A 1,120-nucleotide genomic window follows, 5' to 3' on the forward strand; every position below is an offset into this window, starting at 1 on the left:
GCCGCCAGATCTGTTTCGGGAATGCGGTGAACGCGAGCAGATCAGCTCGTGCGGTATCGAGATGGGTGGCGACTTTCGGAAGTTTCTCGGCCAAGGCGTCGAGCATCCGATCGTATTGGGCGGCAACTGATTCGGGGTCGGCTTGATCGAATACCGAATGAAGCAGAGTGCGAACCCACGGCCAGGAACTCTTCGGGCAGACGCTCATCAAGTTGACCGTGTAGTGGGTGCGGCAGCGCTGCCAGGAAGCTCCCGGAAGCGTCGCGCCGATCGCGGCGACCAACCCGGCGTGGGCGTCGGAGGTGACCAGGCGGACCCCGTTCAGGCCGCGGGCGACCAGATCGCGGAAGAATGCCAGCCAACCCGCGCCGTCCTCGCCGGAGGTCACCTGAACTCCGAGGATCTCGCGGTAGCCTTCGGCGTTGACGCCGGTGGCGACCAGGCAGTGCACGTTGACTACGCGGCCGTTCTCGCGGACTTTCAGCACCAGCGCGTCGGCGGCGACGAACGTGTAGGGGCCCGCATCGAGCGGGCGGGTGCGGAAAGCCTCGACCTGGGCGTCGAGCTCGGCTGCCATGATGGAGACCTGGGATTTGGAAAGCTTTGTCACACCGAGCGATTCGACCAGCTTCTCCATCCGCCGTGTCGAGACGCCGAGCAGATAACAGGTCGCCACGACCGAGGTGAGTGCGCGTTCGGCGCGTTTGCGGCGTTCGAGCAGCCAGTCCGGGAAATAGCTGCCGGATCGCAGCTTCGGGACAGCGACGTCGATCGTGCCGAGGCGGGTATCGAAGTCGCGGTGGCGGTAGCCGTTGCGGTGATTGACCCGCTCGGTGGAGCGCTCGCCGTAGCCGGCACCGCAGACCGCGTCGGCCTCGGCGCTCATCAATGCCTGGATGAACGTCGACATCATGCTGCGCAGCAGATCAGGACTCGCGACGGCGAGTTGATCAGACAGCATCTCGGACGGGTCGATAGGCTGGACAGCGGTCATCGCGTGGTTCTCCTTCGAGTGACTTTGGTCGGTCTCTTGAAGGATCACGCGGTGACCGTCCTCTATCCGGCTACGACACGCTCAGACTTTGCTGGCGTCTGGTCGTACACCACTCTGCTGGACTCA

The 1,120-nt window shown here is 64.2% G+C and carries 1 protein-coding gene; it reads right to left on the reverse strand.

Annotation, left to right across the window (positions count from 1 at the left end):
* Window positions 1-994: IS256 family transposase (locus NB3_RS33790; protein WP_067811565.1), on the reverse strand; the 994-nt coding region annotated here is incomplete at its 3' end.
* Window positions 995-1,120: the final 126 nt, after the last annotated feature.

This window comes from Nocardia beijingensis NBRC 16342 (genome assembly GCF_001612785.1).
Classification (GTDB): Bacteria; Actinomycetota; Actinomycetes; order Mycobacteriales; family Mycobacteriaceae; genus Nocardia; species Nocardia beijingensis.